Genomic DNA, 15,175 nt, shown 5'->3' with positions numbered 1-15,175 from the left:
TCGGCCTATCCTTCTACTCGGTTTCTTCCGGATGATTTGGCACGATACATGGCCCTGTCGGCCGCCCCCACCAGCTGTCGGATACTGTTGCCATCTTCCGGGTAACCACTGATGCCCGCGCTGAAGGTCAGGGCCCGTGATTCCCCCCCTCTGGTGACAAAGGGGGTGGCGTTGAAGTGCTGAAGCAGGCGCTGCATCATGCCTTGCGCAGCACGGCGATCCGTCCCCGGGAACAGCAGCAGAAACTCTTCACCTCCCCAGCGGAACAGCCACTCATCGGCACGCAGGCAGCGGCGCAGCTCATCGGCCACATGACGGATGGCGCTATCCCCTTCCAGATGACCATAGCTGTCATTCAGTGGTTTGAAGTGGTCGATGTCCAGCATCACCACTTGCAGGGGCTGATTGTCGCGGCGGCAGTCACGCAGAAAACGTTCAAACAGCTCATACCCCGTGCGCCGGTTATAGAGCCCTGTCAGCTCATCTCGCTGGGACCGCTCCAGCAGCTCGGCGGCATAGTGTTCGGATTCGGTGATATCCAGCACAAGGCCTATCATCCGTTGCGGACGACCGTCCAGATCATGCTGTGCCACCATCCCTCGGTCATGCACCCAAAGGTAGTGTCCGTCACGGCTGCGCAAACGATATTTGGCTTCATAGCGCGATGTATTGCCCTGCAGATGATCCTGCAGCAACGCGATGACCCGATCCAGATCATCCGGGTGTACCGAGTTGCGCCAGGTATCAAGAGTGGGTGAGCTGATTTCATTCGGACCATACCCCAGCATGCGGAACCACTGCGGGCTCAGAAAGAGGCTATGGTCCTGCAGGTTCCAGTCCCACAGGCCGTCGCTGGATTCATTCAGCAACAGCGCACGAATCAGCTCATCATCGGTCAGGTGTTCACGATGTCGGTGATGCTCGCTCAGATCGCGTGCCACCGAGACCAGATAGCCGCGTCCCTGATATTCCAGATAGTCGGTGACCACCTCCACCGGAAAATCGGTGCCATCCTTGCGCACATGCCGTCCCATGAAGGTGTAGTTGCCCGCGGCGATGATGGCGGCTGATATTTCACGCCACTGGTTGGGGCCGGTGACATCCTGGTTCAGGCTCAGTACGCTTTGGTCAATCAGCTCTTCTGCGCTCATGCCCAGGGCCCGACAGCCCGCCTCATTGGCCGCAAGAATCGATGAGCTATCGGGGTCAATCACATAAATCGCATCACTCACGCCATGAAACAGGCGGGTGAAAAATGCATCCTGCAACGGGTTACGTCTGTCCATGTATACTGTGCTCCAGCTCCTGTGCCGAGCCCGGCCGGCTGAACAGGTAGCCCTGAAACCCTCGGCAACCCGAAGTCACAAGGGCCTGTTTCTGCTCATCCGTTTCGACCCCTTCTGCCACAACGGACAGATCCAGGCTTTGGCCAAGCGCCACAATGGTACGGATAATGGCGGCGTCGTTGGGGTCGGTCATCAGGTCACGCACAAAGCTTTGATCGATCTTCAGTTTGTCCAGCGGCAGGCGTTTGAGATAGCTCATGGAGGAGTAGCCGGTGCCAAAATCATCCAGGGCGAAATGAACGCCGCGCTGACGAAGTGCCTGCATTTTCTCGATGGTCTGCTCCATGTTCTGCACCAGCAGGCTCTCGGTCAGCTCCAGCTCAAGGGCACCCGCATCGGCACCGGTTTGGTCCAGTACTGAGCATACTTCGGCAACAAAACCATCATCCTGCATCTGGCGAGCGCTGATATTCACGGCGATGCGGACGTTTGCCAGCACAGGATGTTGCTGCCAGGCGACCAGCTGCTCGCAGGCGGTCCGCAGAATCCAGCGCCCCAGCGGCAGGATCAAGCCGCTGGTTTCAGCAACCGGAATGAAGTCGGCCGGCGAAACCATGCCCTGCTCGGGATGCTGCCAGCGCACCAGCGCTTCCAGACCAATCAACTTGCCATCCAGATTGAATTGAGGCTGATACCAGAGTCGGAATTCATCCTGCTCCAGCCCGCGGCGCAGGCCGGCTTCCAGCTCGGCTCTGAGCCGCACCTGCGCCTGCATGGAGGGGTCGAAAAAGCTGAAGCCGCTGCGCCCCGCACTTTTGGCTGCATACATCGCCAGCTCGGCTTTTTTGATCAACTCTCGAATATCACTGGGAGCATCAGAGAACATGGCCACACCGATACTCGCGGTGCCGGTATGGATGTTGCCATCATCCAGCTCAAAGGGTTCGCTCAGTGCCTGAAGTGCCGTATTGACATGCTGTTCCACCTGAACAAGAGCCCGATCCCGGAAGGGGCTGAGTCCTTCCAGCAGCAGGATAAACTCATCACCACCAAAACGGGCTTGCATGAAATGCTCCAGTGGCAGCTGATTGAGTCGCGCCGCCACAGCCTGCAACAGCTGGTCACCCACCTCATGGCCCTGGTCATCGTTCAGATCACGGAAATTGTCCAGATCGATAAACAGAATCGCCCCTTCCTGACCGATTGGCTCTGCCGCCAGCAGCGCCACCTTGAGACGCTCCTGCAGCTGGCGCCGGTTGGGCAGTCCGGTCAGCGGATCAAAATGAGACAGCTGGTGCAACTGCTGCTGATGCTTGCGCTGTTCGGTAATATCGGTGGATACGCCACACAATCCGCGCACCCTTCCCTTGGCATCCCACAGCGGCATTTTGACGGTCATCAGCACACGGGGCTCGGTTGAGTCGACCGGCGTGATCACCTCCTCAACCAACATACGCTTGCCCTGCTCAATGACCTGTCGGTCCGCCTGGCGGATATCCTGTACGGTTTCAGGGTCGAAGAAGTCAGCATCGCTGGCACCGGTCAGCTGCTCCTCATTGCGGCCAAGGAAATTGCACAGCGCAGCGTTGACATACTGGTAACGGTAGTCCGTATCCTTGTGGTATATGAACGCCTGAATATTGGCCAGAATATCGCTCAAGTGAGCTTCATTTGCCTCAAGGGCGCGAGTACGCGCCTGCACCTGTCGCTGCAGCAGCCACACAAATGCCAGCGCCAACAACAGCAGCAGGGCGGAAACCGACAACCCCCACACCAGAGCAGGCGGCACCAGTGCCGCTGGGGTTTCGCCGCCCCAGCGCTTCATCAAGCTGTAGTAGGGGGAGTCTGCATCATCACGCCAGCGCTGCAGCCAGTAGTCGATGCGTGACTGCAACTCATACCCTTTGCCGAGTGGAGCCGCGTAGTAAAGCCGACTGGGCTGAAACACGATAGAGGTCGGGATCACACCATATTCAGCAGCGTGATAGTTGCCGTACAGATGGTTGCTGACCGCCAGGTCCACATAGCCCTGCTGCAACTCCTGTAAAGTTTCCTGCAGGGTGCTCACCGGCATGATGCGGGGGTGAATATCAAACCCGTCCATCAACTGCTGCAGGTATTCATGCTGGACACCATCGGCCAGAATTGCGACCCGCTTTCGGTCCAGGTCCAGCGGTGAATGGATATTGCTGTCGGGCCGGCTGAACAGCTGCGACCAGCTGTGCAACGCCGGCACCTGATGAAAATCGTACAGCGCCTGCCGCGCCGGGCTGCTGGCCACATCCGGCATCAGGTCAATATCGCCCTGTGCCAGCAGGCTCAGGCAGCGCTGCCATTCACACTGTACCGGCTCCAGTTGCCAGCCTTCATGTTCAGCAATTACCTGTAGCAGATCCCCCAGCAGGCCACTGGGCCGACCATCCGCTGCGGGCATGATTTTCGGCTCGTTTTCATACACGCCGACCCGTACGGTCTTCTCGGATGTCGCCATACAGGCGCTGGACAGCATGACTGTCGACAGCATCACGTACCGTAGCATCGGAATGGACAAGGACTTTCTCACAGCATCTTCCCTGCTCGCTTGGGGGCTTCTACAAGACTATACGCCAGAGCAGTAATTAACCACCAGCGTGGCTCCCGATAATCGCGGTCAGCACCAGCAACAGGGTTTCGATCAACTCGATCGAGGCACCGGCCGTGTCACCGGTGGTGCCACCCAGACGGCGCAGCATCAGCCATCTGAGCCCGGCTCCGGCGAGCAGCAGGCTCAGTGGCAACCACAGACTGAACAGGCCCAGCAGCAGTATTACAGCGGCACATACCCAGAGTGCGTGTTGGCGCTGCAGCCGAGGCAACATGTCACGCGCGATACCGTCAGGCCTCGCATAAGGGGTAGTGACCAGCAGCAACAGCGCAGCACCACGACCCGCCACAGGGGCCAGCAGCAGGGGCCACAGCGTTGCCGCACTCAACAGGGCGGAGAGCGCACTCCACTTCAGCAGCAACACCAGCATCAGCAGCAACGCCCCACTGGCCCCCAGGTGCGGATCTTTCATGATTTCAAGGGTACGCTCCCGACTGCCCAGCCCGCCCATCCAGCCATCGCCGCTGTCAGCCAGCCCGTCCAGATGCAGCCCTCCGGTCAGCCCGGCCCAGACAAGCAATAGCAGTGCCGCGCCCAGCCCGGTCGGCACCCCCTGCAGAACCGTGGCCAGCAGCAGCAAACACAGCCCGATCAACCCGCCGACCAGCGGGTAACACAGCAGAGCCCGTGCCTGAGTTCGCTCATCGGGCGGTACAGCCAAACGCACCGGAATCAGGGTAAGAAACTGCAGCGCACAGAGAAACGCCTGCCACACGGCCTTCATTGGCGCGCATCCTGCAGCTGATGCAGGCTGCCATGCGCCACCGGAAAGCTGAACATTTCGCTGATCGGAAGCCCGTTCAGAATACAGTGCAAGGCACGTATAACACCCCCGTGACAGATCAGCAGCACGGCACCGGCATGTTCCTGCTGCAGTTGATCGACCAGAGCCTCAAGACGGGCAAAGAAATCGGCCAGTGATTCGGCCTGCGGCGGCGGGCAGTGCCAGGGGTCGTGCCAGAAGCGACCCAGCGCAGCCGGATCGGTGGCGTGGATGTGGGCCGCCGTGTGCCCGTCCCACTGGCCAAAGTCGTATTCTCTCAAGCGAGCGTCGGTCACAAAGCCTTCAGGGCCGGCCCACTGCTCAGCGAAGGCAGAGCAGCGCAGCAGGGGTGAGCTGATAACCCGTTCATAATGCTGTGGCCTGACGCCTTCCAAACCTGCATGCATCTGCTGCCAGCCTCTATCGGTCAGGGCAGCATCCGTACGGCCCAGAAAACACTGGCCAGCCTCGGTTTCGCCGTGACGTAACAGGTCGATTCTGAGTGCGCTCAAGCCGGTTTCTCCGATACTGCCGCTTCGGCGAAGGTGGCCATACCGGCATGCAGCTCACAGGCCATTCGCAACAGGGGCACAGCCGCAGCGGCACCACTGCCCTCTCCCAGACGCAACCCCAGATCCAGCAGAGGCGGTGATGGCAGTGCAGGCCGCAGGTGTCTATATCCCGGCTCTGCCGAATGATGTGAAAAAATCAGCCAGTCGGCGACAGCCGGGTTGATCCGGCAGGCCAAAAGCGCCGCAACGGTACAGATGAAACCGTCCACCAACGCCGTCAGTCCCTCCTGAGCGCAGGCAAGGTAGGCACCTGTAAGCGCCGCAATTTCAAACCCGCCCAGCGAGGCCAACAGGGCCATAGGCCCGTGCGTGCCGCCGCTGTTGCGGCCATGACGCTGCAGGGCCTGTTCTATGATGCGGCATTTGCGCGCCATACCCATCGAATCAAGCCCGGTGCCCGGGCCCACCAGCTCCGCCACCGGTTTTTCCAGCAGCGCCGCCGCCAGTGCCGTGGCCGCCGTTGTATTGCCAATGCCCATTTCGCCGCCAATGAACAGCTCGGCCGGGGTGTGCAACACCGCCTCTCGCCCTGTCGCCAGCGCCTGCTGCAACTGAGGTTCTGTCATCGCAGGCTCATGCAGCAGATTGCCGCTCTGCGCTGCAATCACGCGGGGTTCAACCGCCGGCAGAGGCTCAAGCTCCACCACCGTGCCCAAGTTCCAGACCCGCAGCTCGGCGTCCAGCACCCGGGCCGCCACACTGATGGCGGCTCCGCCGCGGGAGAAGTTGCGAATCATCTCAGCGGTGACCGCCTGTGGATAAGCGGACACGCCTTCAGCTGCAACACCATGGTCGGCCGCAAATACGGCGATGCTGACCCGTTGCAGTTGCGGACAGGCTTTGCCCTGCATCCCGGCCAATCGAGTCGCCAGCTGTTCCAGCTGACCCAGCGAGCCGGCCGGTTTGGTCAGTTGTTGCTGGCGCGCCTGTGCCGCCGCAACAGCTTGGGTGTCAATCGGCTTGATCGCATGGGTTATCCAGCTCATGCGGACACCTCCAGTGCTGGCCCTTTCAGTCGCATCGGGATTCCCGCCACCATCAACATGACCTGATCAGCCAGGGCCGCTGCGGACTGGTTGAGCCAGCCGGCTTCGTCAGTAAAACGGCGGTTCAACTCCCCCATGGGAACAATGCCCATACCGGTTTCATTGCTGACCAGAATGATGTCGCCACGGGCGTTGCGCAAGGCCGCACAGAGCGCTTCCCGTTCGGCGTGCATATCAGCCTCGGCCAGCAACTGGTTGGTAACCCAAAGGGTCAGACAGTCGATCAACAGGCAGCGGTGAGACGCCTGATGTGACAGAACCGCGGCCGCAAGCTGCAACGGCTCTTCAATGGTTACCCAGTGACGAGGGCGATCATCCCGGTGGCGGCTGATGCGTGCATGCATCTCGCAGTCTTGCGCCTGTGCGGTGGCGATATAGATCACCTCAAGGCCCGAGGCCTGTGCCAACTGCTCCGCCTGCCGACTTTTGCCCGAACGGGCGCCTCCGAGAATCAATCTGATCATCTGCCTTGCGCGAGATACCCCGGACTTCTAGGCCGGGGAGGGATAGCGCGGCGTCTGTAGGACGCCCCTGTTCCCGCGACTCTCCTCTTAATCTGTTTGCTATCTTACATTATTTTGTCTATTGTGTGAGATATGACTAAACGCGCCTACAAATACCGCTTTTACCCAACGCCTGAGCAGGAGAAAATTCTGTCCCAGACGTTTGGCTGTGTGCGTTTCGTTTACAATTCGATCCTTCGTTGGCGTACCGATACGTTCTATCAGCAACAACTCAAAGTCGGCTATGTTGAAGCCAATGCGCAGTTGTCGCGGATGAAGAAAGACCCCGAGCTGGCGTTTTTGAGCGACGTCAGCTCGGTGCCGTTGCAGCAGTGTCTGCGCCATCAGCAAGGGGCGTTCAAAAATTTCTTTGAAGGTCGCGCCCAGTACCCGAAATTCAAAAGCAAGCGGCACCGTCAGTCGGCGGAGTTCACCCGTTCGGCCTTTAAATACCGGGACAGCAAGCTGTATCTGGCCAAAAGCAAAACCCCATTGGATATTCGATGGAGCCGCGAACTTTCCGGCGAACCCAGTACCGTGACTGTTTCCAAGGACTCGGCTGGTCGCTACTTTGTGAGCTGCTTGTGCGAGTTTGAACCCAGTAAGTTGCCGGTCACACCTAGCATGACCGGCATTGATCTGGGCTTGAAAGACCTGTTTATCACCGACAAGGGTGAACGGGTCGGCAATCCCCGCCATACCGCGAAATACGCCGCCAGACTGGCCAAGGCGCAGCGCCGATTGAGCAAGAAAAAGCTCGGCTCGTCCAACCGTGCCAAGGCCCGGCAGAAGGTGGCGAAACTTCACGCCAAAATCTCAGATTGCCGACTGGACAACTTACATAAGTTGTCCCGCAGATTGATTAACGAGAACCAAGTGATCTGTGTCGAATCCCTGAAAGTGAAAAACATGATCCGCAACCCCTCGATGAGTAAAGCGATTGCCGATGCTGGTTGGGGTGAATTCGTGCGCCAGTTGACGTACAAAGCCGATTGGGCCGGGCGCTTGCTGGTCGCCATTGACCAGTGGTTCCCAAGCTCGAAACGGTGTTCGGGCTGCGGACATACCTTGTCGTCACTGCCGTTGTCGATCAGGCAATGGGATTGTCCTGAGTGCGGCATGTGCCATGATCGAGACATCAACGCAGCGACCAACATTAAAGCCGCCGGGCTGGCGGTGTTAGCCCTTGGAGAGAATGTAAGTGGCATAGGTCAAGCACCTGTGTCCAGTTCTCGGTGAATTGGGAATCCCCTTCCTCGGCGCACCCTTTGGGTGTCAGAGAGGGGAGCAGTCAACTGCCTTGTATCTGCCTGTATTGCCGATAAAAAAGGGATTGTACCTGCCGCAGCAGGCATCAGAGAAATTCGGCTTCAATATCGCAACTGCTGCTCCGCCCCAGCGCCGAGCGGCTCTGCTGCAGCCAGCGGTCCATCTGCGCCTGACCACGCTGCATCAGCTCAAGCAGAAAATCAGGGCGCACATCCAGCTTGCTGCTTCGGTGCAGCTGACTCAAGCCCTCATCCGGTCCCAGCACGTGCAGCCGCATCTGCCGTATCCGGCGCTCAGGCCGCCCCAGCCGCCAGGGCGAGCGGCGCGCCCTCTGATGCATGGCCGCCAGCGCCCGCATCTCGCGCATGAAGGTAGTCTGAAACCCCAGTTCAGCCACCCGGTCAGCAATCGCCTGGGCACTGACCGGTGGTGCAGCCGGCTGTTGCGGGTGCAGCAACAGCAGAAGCAGGTCACGTGCCTTGCAATCAAACAGCAACGGGTACACCACCGGGTTGCCGGCAAAACCACCGTCCCAGTAATGCGCACCCTCAATCTCCACCGCCTGATACAACGCCGGCAGGCAGGCAGACGCCAGCAAGTGTTCAGTGCTCAGTTCGTGTTCGCGAAACAGTTTCAGTTTGCCGGTTTCGACCTCGGTGGCGGCAATGAACAAACGAAACGGCGCATCACGCCTTAACCGATCAAAGTCGACCAAGTCACTCAACAGGTCTCGCAACGGATTGATATCAAACGGGTTCATGTCATAGGGGGAGAGGTGTCGAGTTACTCCGCTCCACCATATTGGCCAGTGACGGCTCCATCCTGCCGGATCAAAACTGTCGGGCAGCATCAATCGGTGCCAGAACTCCGACAGCAGTGCGCGTGCACCTGCCGCGCCACCCTGCTGCCAACCCGCCGTCAGCATTAAGGCATTCATGGCGCCTGCACTGGTACCACTGATGCCGTCAAAGCGGATCTCATCCTCCTGCAGCAGGCGATCCAGCATCCCCCAGGTGAAGGCACCGTGAGCCCCTCCCCCCTGCAACGCCAGACTCAGTTTCACTTCAGACATGCGTAGCCCCTTTTATTGTGCACTGCAACAAGCATCGGTTCAGACTGTTCTGGTGTCAATGCGGATCGGCAGGCCTCGCGTAAGCGAAATCGGTACTCAGGTAGTAAAGACGGCCTTTCGCAGAGTTGTTAGCGTGAACTGTCCTGTTGCGTGGAGTGCCGCCATGAACCGCCTATCAACTCTGAAAACCCTGCTGTTGAGCCTTGTGCTGATCACAACGGCTGTTGCCAACGACGATGTTGAACGGGAACAGCAGCGCATCGCCCGCGAGATGATTCAGGTGCTCAACGCCTATGCCGTCTACAAGATGGGACAGTATGAAGAGGCCTTCAGCCGATACAAGGTGCTGGCCGAAGCCGGCAATCAGCAAGGCATGCTCAATGTGGCCAACATGTACGCCAAAGGGCTTGGAGTTGAGCAGAACCCGTCGCTGGCGTTCGTCTGGTATCAGCGCTCAGCCGAGGCCGGTGATGCCATCAGCATGCTGGAGCTGGCTCAGGCCTACCGTCACGGTCAGGGCATCGAAGCCGATGAGACCCGGGCGCTGCACTGGTTTCGACAGGCCGCAAACGCCGGCGAGCCCGATGCTCAGTGGCAGCTTGCCCGCCATCTTATGGCTGAAGGTGAGGCCGACGAGGCAAGACTCTGGGCCGAGCGGGCCGCCAGTCAGGGACAGGTCGCCGCACAGCAGTTTCTGCGCTTACCCTGATACCTGACCGGATGCCGGTTTCACCGGCCCGTAACTGAGGCTGACAAACACCGTCTCCGCTTCGCCCCGGCGCTGGTTGATCACCAGCGTCAGGGTAAAACTGAAGTTGCACAACAGGTTCAGAAAACGCGGTAGAATATCCGCCACCTCTCTCCCCTCTTCACTGACCCGTACCAGCGCCCGAATCGCCTTTTTACAGTTGGAGCGCACGGCATGCAGCTGAGGCACCGGCGCCGAGCCCCGAGGCAACACAAACCCCTGTGGTGGCGCTGCCAGCTGCTGGCGATAATGCTGCAGTCTCGACTTGAGCCAGACGAGATCAGCCTCCTTCAGGGCCAGCCGGCCTCGGATTGAGCCGTTGGCGTGCAACACCAGCGGCTGCAGCTGTTCAAGGTCCTGACGCAGGTCATCCCACTCATTCGGCAGCGCCGCCAGCACCGCCCCGATCTGGGCACAGAGCTCATCGGTCAGCAGTTCATAATCACACAGCCAGGAGGTTTCATGGATGAAGGGGTAACAGAGCTCATCCAGATCACGGCTGTTGGCAATGCTCATACGGGTTCTCTCCCCTGCATGCGCAGCAGTGGCACTGCAGCGCTGAAATCAATTTCGGCCTCAACCCGGAACACCTGACGCAGGTTTTCCGCCGTCAGTACCGCCTGTGGTGCCCCCACTGCAATGACACGGCCGGCATCCATCAATATCAGCCGGTCACACCAGGCCGCCGCCAGTGACAGGTCATGCAGTGACAGGATCACGGCACGGGCATGGCTGGTATAGCGACGCAGCAGCCCCAGTACCTGCTGCTGATAATACAGATCCAGACTGGCCAAAGGCTCATCGGCCAGAATTATGCGCGGCTCGCCCGCCAGCAATCGTGCCAGCCAGACGCGTGCCTGCTCGCCACCGGAAAGCTGATCCACCGGTACGTTCAGCCACTCGTCTACGCCGGTACTGCGTGCCGCCTGATCAATAATCTGTGCTGACTCATCCCCCCATGGCAGACGCCCCAGCGCGATCACATCACGCACACTCAAGGTCCAGGCCGCCGTGGATCGCTGTGGCAGAAACGCGATCTTGCGTGCCCGCTCCAGCGGTTCAAGCCTGCTCATGTCGTGGTCTTCGAAGCTGAGCCGACCGGAACAGGGCTGGATGCCGGCCAGTGACTCCAGCAGAGAGGATTTGCCGGCACCATTGGGGCCGATAATGCCCAGCAGCTCGCCCGGTTGCAGATCCAGACTGACCGATACCAGACGCTGTGCCAGCGACAGCGCTTCTACCCGGATCAGATCCATCGTCGGCGCTCCTTCCATACCAGCCAGATGAACAGGGGGGCGCCGATCAGGGAGGTCAGCACCCCCAGTTTCAGCTCCTGCCCCGGCGGCAGCAGACGCACCAGGATATCCGCCAGACACACCAGCACGGCACCCAGCAGGGCCGAGGGCAGCAACACTCTGTCGGGCCGATGTTGCACCCAGGGCCGCACCAGATGCGGCACTATCAGACCGACAAACCCGATGGCGCCCGCCACGGCAACCGAGGTGCCCACCAGCAGCGCCGCACCCAGCACAATCAGACGACCTCCGCGCCGGGGAGACAGTCCCATGCTCTGTGCCACCTGCTCGCCCAGGCTGAGTCCCAGCAACAGACGTCGCTGGCCCCAGATCAGACCGCCACCGACCAGCAATGCGGGCAGCAGCAACCAGAGATGATCCAGCCCGCGCTCGGACACCGAGCCCAGCAGCCAGAACACCAGCTCCTGCATGGCGAAGGGATTGGGGGCAAAGTTGAGTACCGCAGCCAGCAGCGCGCCGGTCAGCGTCGAGATGGCCAGCCCCGCCATAATCACCATCGCCTGCCCGGCCGGGCCTGCCAGCAGCAGCATGATCAGCAGCGCCAGCCCTGCACCCACCAGCCCCGCCAGTGCCGGTGCTGCCACGCCCAGGGCCGGAAACAGACCAAAATAGAACACGCAGGCTGCACCCAGTGCCGCCCCCTGACTGGCGCCGGTCAGCCCCGGATCTGCCAGCGGGTTGCGCAGCAGCCCCTGCAACGCAGCGCCACTGAGCCCCAGCGAAGCACCGACCAACAGTGCCAACAGAGTGCGTGGCAGGCGAATTTCACCGCTGACAATGGCATCAATGCTCTGCACCCCTCGTGCCCAGTCGAGCAGGCCCGTCAAAGGTGCTATATCGGTGCTGCCGGTGGCCAGTGACAGCAGCGCCGTCAGCAGCACCAGCAACGCCAGTATCCCGTTCATTGCACTCGCTTCCGTTTCAGTTGTTCGATCAGCTCCCAGGTCCAGGGGCCGGGACATTGCCAGCGCCAGTAGTCGGTGCTCAACCACCCATCCTGTGTGACAACCTGCTGCAGGGCCGGATGCTCGGCAAACCGGCTCGCCAGTGATGGACTCGCCGGAGCCGACCAGAGGATCGCGTCAGGCGGATCGGCCACCAGTTTTTCCAGATCCAGGCTGATATAGCCGTTAGAGGTCAGGTAGTTACGCCAGCCGGCCTGACGCAGAATCTGGTCTTCGAAGGTGCCTGCACCCGTGCCGATCCCGTTGGCACCCAGCAACAGCAACCGTGGCGCATCGGCCGACGGCTGCGCGGGCGCTGGAGCCAGTCGTGCCCGCGAGGGCGGCTGGCCTATAAGCTCAAGAAACTGGCGCTCATAGCCTTCGATTTCAGCAAGGCTGGTCGGCAGGGACAGGTCCACCACCGGTAGTGACAGCGCCTCAAGACGGCGACGCAACAGTAACGCGTTGTACTCACCCACCAGAATCAGATCCGGCTGCAATTGATAGATCTGCTCCAGCGAGCCATCGTGCAGCGGCCAGTCAGGCATATCAAAGGGCAGTTGATAGCGCCGATGGATCGGCGACAGAGCGGCAACCTGCTCGGGCGCTGCATGCAGCGCCAACAGCCAGTCCATGCACAGATCCAGCGACAGGATGCGCTGGGGGGCTGACTGGGCACTGGTGCTGGCGAGCAGGAGGCCCAGCAACAGAGACCGCCCGAGGCCCCGCAAACAGCGGAGCATCAGGCCAGACATGCCGCTTCCAGAGTCAGAGTGCAGGTGTCCATGTCAGTGACAGCAATGCCGTACGTCCTATTTCACGATAGGGGTAATAGGTTGAGGGCCAGCCGACACCGTAGAGCGCGGTGGCGTACTCTTTATCGAACAGGTTATCAACTTTCAGCTTGAGCGCCAGCTCGGGATTCAGCTGCCAGCGGCTGCGCAGGTTCACCAGCCCATAGCCGGCAATTTCTCGCGTATTGGCGGCATCATCCCAGCGACTGTCGGCCAGCTGCCAGCTGCCGCCCACAGACAGGTCTCCGAACGTGCGATCCAGATCCAGACTCAGACTGCGCTTGGCACGCCGCGCCAGAGTCATGTCGGTGTCCCGATCAACAGGGTCGACCAGCTCAAGTGCCAGTGCGGTCTGCCAGCCGAACAGTTCATGTTGCAGGCGTGCCTCGAAACCATTGATACGTGCCGTGCCAACATTCTGCGGTGTGAAGGTCGAGTCCAGCGTAATCGCATTATCGATATCGGTACGATAGATGGACGCCTGCAGCTCGGTGCCCTGCCCCAGTCGGCTGCGCCACTGCAGCTCATAACTCTTCGAGGTTTCGGGCTGCAGGGCGGGATTGTCATAGCCCGGGTAGTACAGATCCACAAACGTGGGTGCCCTGAAACCTTCGCTGTAGGAGACGATCAAATCATTGTCTTGGTTGAATCGCCAGGTCAGTGCCGCACTCAGCGTATTTTCACTGCCGTAAAGTTCGTTATCGTCATGCCGCAGGCCAACTTCGGTACTGAAGCGTGCATGATCATAGCGGTGCTGAACAAACGCCGCCCGGTTCCAGCGGCTGGTTTCAGCGAAGCTGTCATTGCCGTTCAGACGCTCCTTATGTCCATCAAAACCAACCAATAACTGCTGTGCCGGGGTCAGCTGCAGGGTGTTGAGCCAGGCCAGGCTGTCACGATAGGTATTGAAGGCATCACTGCCGGCGTGATCGTCAAATCGCGTCCAGCTGCGGTTTTCTGCATGGCCCAGTTCCAGGCGGCTATGCCACAGCTCGCTGACCTGCAGATTGGCATACACGGATGCAGTGCTCAGCTGGAAGTCATTATAGGGGTAGTCGCCGCCCCAGCTCAGATCGAATTCGCTTTCGCCGCGCTGATCCAGCAGGCTGACGCCGGCGTCAAACCGGTCGCTGAAACGGTGGTTGAGGTTGAAGCTGACGGCCGTATTGCGATAGGCATCACGATCGCTGTCCGGGCCAGTGGATTCATGAGTGCGGTTAATGCCGTTGGTCTCGTCATTGCTGAGGCTGAGGTTGAAACGCGTCTCAGCATTGCCACCTGACAGCCCAAGGCCGCGCTCCCAGGTTTGCTCCGTACCGTAACCCAAATGTACACGGGCACGCAGCCCATCCCCTTCACCGCGACGGGTAAAGATCTGAACCACACCGCCAATGGCATCTGCCCCGTAAATGGCGGAACGGGCCCCTCGCAACACTTCGATGCGCTCGATCTGATCAACCGCCAGTGCTTCCAGCGCGGCACTGCCACTGTCAGCGCCATTGATGCGGACACCGTCGATCAGAACCAGACTCTGGGAGGACTTGGTGCCGCGGATATACAGGCCGGTCATACTGCCGCGACCGCCGGATTGGGTCATCTGTACGCCGGGTACCCGATCAAGCAGTTCAACAACGGTTGAAGGCTGCAGGCGTTCAATGTCTGCCCGAGTGAACACTTCGGTAGCGGCAGTCGTGTCCTGCTGCAGCTGGGGCTGGCGGGAAGAGGTCACCACGATGGTGGAGAGTTTCAGCTGCTCATCAAGCGAGGTTTCAGCAGCAAAGGCAATACTGGGCGCGAGCGCAATGGCCAGCGCCAACGTGGAACGTTTCGGCATGGGAAAGACCTTTCTCATGTGTGCCACCCGCACACTGATGGATGAATGATCACTTCTGGCCGGTCTCCGGGCTCAGGCGTCAGACTGTGCAGTCAGGAGGGATGACACCTTCCCATATCGGATCGATACAGTGGCCTGTCGTCATCGCCTCACGCCTCTACCGTTGCGGGGGCAGCGTCGGCATGGCATCGGTTTTCATAAAACGATGCGCACCGACTTCCCGTTTAAGTCCTGAACAGCTGTTCAGTACACCGGAAGCAAGGCGCGGATAATAGGCAGTTGGGGCGAGGAGGTCAAACGGAGGCTGTTCAAGTGAAGTTGAACGAAAACGAACAAAAAAATGCCGCTTCCCCCGGGGAGATGGAGGAAGCGGCGCCAATCACC

General features: G+C 60.0%; 14 protein-coding genes and 1 riboswitch. Of the genes, 2 read left to right on the top strand and 12 right to left on the bottom strand.

Annotated elements, in window-relative coordinates; genetic code table 11:
* Positions 1 to 5: 5 nt before the first annotated feature.
* Genes ABIE60_RS05850 through cobU form a run of 6 tightly spaced genes read right to left on the bottom strand, consistent with a single transcriptional unit; the run spans position 6 to position 6,775 of the window.
* Entirely contained in the window at positions 6 to 1,286 is a 1,281-nt protein-coding gene (locus tag ABIE60_RS05850) for a sensor domain-containing diguanylate cyclase (RefSeq protein ID WP_354468489.1), read from the bottom strand.
* A complete protein-coding gene (locus tag ABIE60_RS05845; RefSeq protein WP_354468487.1) occupies positions 1,273 to 3,849 on the bottom strand; it encodes an EAL domain-containing protein in 2,577 nt (858 codons plus the stop codon). Before ABIE60_RS05845 ends, ABIE60_RS05850 begins: the two co-directional genes overlap by 14 nt.
* 55 nt (positions 3,850 to 3,904) lie before the next feature.
* Positions 3,905 to 4,654 carry an adenosylcobinamide-GDP ribazoletransferase gene (gene cobS / locus ABIE60_RS05840; protein WP_354468485.1) on the bottom strand — a complete coding sequence of 250 codons (750 nt, stop codon included), beginning with the start codon at positions 4,652 to 4,654 and terminating at the stop codon, positions 3,905 to 3,907.
* Positions 4,651 to 5,205, bottom strand: coding sequence for a histidine phosphatase family protein (locus ABIE60_RS05835; protein ID WP_354468484.1), 555 nt, complete (start codon positions 5,203 to 5,205; stop codon positions 4,651 to 4,653). Before ABIE60_RS05835 ends, cobS begins: the two co-directional genes overlap by 4 nt.
* Positions 5,202 to 6,251, bottom strand: a complete 1,050-nt coding sequence (cobT, locus tag ABIE60_RS05830; RefSeq protein ID WP_354468482.1) for a nicotinate-nucleotide--dimethylbenzimidazole phosphoribosyltransferase — start codon at positions 6,249 to 6,251, stop codon at positions 5,202 to 5,204. The genes ABIE60_RS05835 and cobT overlap by 4 nt, the downstream gene beginning before the upstream one ends.
* Positions 6,248 to 6,775 (bottom strand): bifunctional adenosylcobinamide kinase/adenosylcobinamide-phosphate guanylyltransferase, encoded by a 528-nt coding sequence (cobU, locus tag ABIE60_RS05825; RefSeq protein WP_354468480.1) that lies wholly within the window; start codon positions 6,773 to 6,775, stop codon positions 6,248 to 6,250. Before cobU ends, cobT begins: the two co-directional genes overlap by 4 nt.
* 132 nt (positions 6,776 to 6,907) lie before the next feature.
* Here cobU and ABIE60_RS05820 point away from each other — a divergent pair, with 132 nt between their 5' ends.
* Positions 6,908 to 8,053 (top strand): RNA-guided endonuclease InsQ/TnpB family protein, encoded by a 1,146-nt coding sequence (locus ABIE60_RS05820; protein WP_354468478.1) that lies wholly within the window; start codon positions 6,908 to 6,910, stop codon positions 8,051 to 8,053.
* A gap of 115 nt (positions 8,054 to 8,168) precedes the next feature.
* Here ABIE60_RS05820 and ABIE60_RS05815 read toward each other — a convergent pair whose 3' ends face one another.
* Positions 8,169 to 9,155, bottom strand: coding sequence for a patatin-like phospholipase family protein (locus ABIE60_RS05815; protein ID WP_354468477.1), 987 nt, complete (start codon positions 9,153 to 9,155; stop codon positions 8,169 to 8,171).
* A gap of 163 nt (positions 9,156 to 9,318) precedes the next feature.
* Between ABIE60_RS05815 and ABIE60_RS05810 the strand changes: the two genes are divergently transcribed.
* Positions 9,319 to 9,864 (top strand): tetratricopeptide repeat protein, encoded by a 546-nt coding sequence (locus ABIE60_RS05810; protein ID WP_354468475.1) that lies wholly within the window; start codon positions 9,319 to 9,321, stop codon positions 9,862 to 9,864.
* Here the strand turns inward: ABIE60_RS05810 and ABIE60_RS05805 are convergent.
* From ABIE60_RS05805 to ABIE60_RS05785, 5 genes are read right to left on the bottom strand one after another with little or no spacing between them, the layout of a single operon-like run.
* Positions 9,856 to 10,419, bottom strand: a complete 564-nt coding sequence (locus tag ABIE60_RS05805; RefSeq protein WP_354468473.1) for a cobalamin adenosyltransferase family protein — start codon at positions 10,417 to 10,419, stop codon at positions 9,856 to 9,858. The genes ABIE60_RS05810 and ABIE60_RS05805 overlap by 9 nt on opposite strands.
* Positions 10,416 to 11,159 (bottom strand): ABC transporter ATP-binding protein, encoded by a 744-nt coding sequence (locus ABIE60_RS05800; RefSeq protein ID WP_354468472.1) that lies wholly within the window; start codon positions 11,157 to 11,159, stop codon positions 10,416 to 10,418. The genes ABIE60_RS05805 and ABIE60_RS05800 overlap by 4 nt, the downstream gene beginning before the upstream one ends.
* The gene (locus tag ABIE60_RS05795; RefSeq protein WP_354468471.1) at positions 11,150 to 12,124 is read right to left on the bottom strand and encodes a FecCD family ABC transporter permease; all 975 of its coding nucleotides are present in this window, start codon (positions 12,122 to 12,124) and stop codon (positions 11,150 to 11,152) included. The genes ABIE60_RS05800 and ABIE60_RS05795 overlap by 10 nt, the downstream gene beginning before the upstream one ends.
* Entirely contained in the window at positions 12,121 to 12,918 is a 798-nt protein-coding gene (locus tag ABIE60_RS05790) for an ABC transporter substrate-binding protein (protein ID WP_354468469.1), read from the bottom strand. The genes ABIE60_RS05795 and ABIE60_RS05790 overlap by 4 nt, the downstream gene beginning before the upstream one ends.
* Positions 12,919 to 12,931: 13 nt before the next feature.
* Positions 12,932 to 14,809 carry a TonB-dependent receptor domain-containing protein gene (locus tag ABIE60_RS05785; protein ID WP_354468468.1) on the bottom strand — a complete coding sequence of 626 codons (1,878 nt, stop codon included), beginning with the start codon at positions 14,807 to 14,809 and terminating at the stop codon, positions 12,932 to 12,934.
* A gap of 22 nt (positions 14,810 to 14,831) precedes the next feature.
* Positions 14,832 to 15,062: riboswitch (cobalamin riboswitch) on the bottom strand.
* Positions 15,063 to 15,175 lie beyond the last annotated feature (113 nt).

It is taken from the genome of Marinobacterium sp. MBR-109, assembly GCF_040547565.1.
Lineage (GTDB): Bacteria > Pseudomonadota > Gammaproteobacteria > Pseudomonadales > Balneatricaceae > Marinobacterium.
Note: the sequence above shows the minus strand (reverse complement) of the source record. Positions and strands in the feature narration are given on the sequence as shown.

Coding starts and splice junctions, on each gene's coding strand:
- ABIE60_RS05850 (WP_354468489.1), bottom strand. CDS start 1,286: ATGGACAGACGTAACCCGTTGCAGGATGCATTTTTCACCCGCCTGTTT.
- cobS (WP_354468485.1), bottom strand. CDS start 4,654: ATGAAGGCCGTGTGGCAGGCGTTTCTCTGTGCGCTGCAGTTTCTTACC.
- cobT (WP_354468482.1), bottom strand. CDS start 6,251: ATGAGCTGGATAACCCATGCGATCAAGCCGATTGACACCCAAGCTGTT.
- cobU (WP_354468480.1), bottom strand. CDS start 6,775: ATGATCAGATTGATTCTCGGAGGCGCCCGTTCGGGCAAAAGTCGGCAG.
- ABIE60_RS05820 (WP_354468478.1), top strand. CDS start 6,908: ATGACTAAACGCGCCTACAAATACCGCTTTTACCCAACGCCTGAGCAG.
- ABIE60_RS05815 (WP_354468477.1), bottom strand. CDS start 9,155: ATGTCTGAAGTGAAACTGAGTCTGGCGTTGCAGGGGGGAGGGGCTCAC.
- ABIE60_RS05810 (WP_354468475.1), top strand. CDS start 9,319: ATGAACCGCCTATCAACTCTGAAAACCCTGCTGTTGAGCCTTGTGCTG.
- ABIE60_RS05805 (WP_354468473.1), bottom strand. CDS start 10,419: ATGAGCATTGCCAACAGCCGTGATCTGGATGAGCTCTGTTACCCCTTC.
- ABIE60_RS05800 (WP_354468472.1), bottom strand. CDS start 11,159: ATGGATCTGATCCGGGTAGAAGCGCTGTCGCTGGCACAGCGTCTGGTA.
- ABIE60_RS05795 (WP_354468471.1), bottom strand. CDS start 12,124: ATGAACGGGATACTGGCGTTGCTGGTGCTGCTGACGGCGCTGCTGTCA.
- ABIE60_RS05790 (WP_354468469.1), bottom strand. CDS start 12,918: ATGTCTGGCCTGATGCTCCGCTGTTTGCGGGGCCTCGGGCGGTCTCTG.
- ABIE60_RS05785 (WP_354468468.1), bottom strand. CDS start 14,809: ATGAGAAAGGTCTTTCCCATGCCGAAACGTTCCACGTTGGCGCTGGCC.